Source organism: Xanthomonas sp. SHU 166 (genome assembly GCF_000364685.1).
Lineage (GTDB): Bacteria > Pseudomonadota > Gammaproteobacteria > Xanthomonadales > Xanthomonadaceae > Xanthomonas_A > Xanthomonas_A sontii.
This window is the reverse complement of sequence record NZ_AQOJ01000618.1, coordinates 1-564: the sequence shown is the minus strand read 5'-3', so window position 1 is coordinate 564 and position 564 is coordinate 1. Positions and strand designations below refer to the sequence as shown.

1 pseudogene is annotated in these 564 nt (G+C 76.1%); it reads left to right on the top strand.

The window, feature by feature from the left end:
* Positions 1-564 (top strand): annotated as a pseudogene (locus tag D180_RS15100) (ATP-dependent DNA helicase); the annotation flags it as partial.

Here is a 564-nt window from a genome sequence, read left to right as displayed (position 1 = left end):
CCGCAGGCCAGCGCGCGGCCGGCCATCGCCAGTCCCGAGGGCTACGCGGTGGCCGACTGGGACCGCGACAGCGCGCTGCGCGAGTTGCTGCGCTGCCGGCTGGCAGGCCTGGGGCCGGTCACTGCGGCCACGCTGGCCGCGCCGCTGCAGCTGCCGCTGCGCGAGGTGCAGGCCGGGCTGCTTGCGCTGCGGCAGGACGGCTATGTGCTCGGTGGTCGGTTCAGTGCCGACGCCGATGCCGAGGAGTGGTGCGAGCGGCACCTGCTGGCACGCATCCACCGCTACACCCTTGGCCGCCTGCGCCGCGAGATCGAGCCGGTGGCGCCGCGCGACTACGCGCGCTTCCTGTTCCGTTGGCAGCATCTGGACGCACAGGGCCAGGTGGAGGGCGCCGAAGCGCTGGCCGCGGTGCTGGCGCAACTGGAGGGCGTGGAGGCCGCGGCGCCGCTGTGGGAGGCGGAACTGTTGCCGGCGCGGGTGCGCGACTACCGCCCGGCCTGGCTGGACGAGGCCTGCAGTGCCGGCCGCACGCTGTGGACGCGGTTGCGCCCCGGCGCCGGCGGC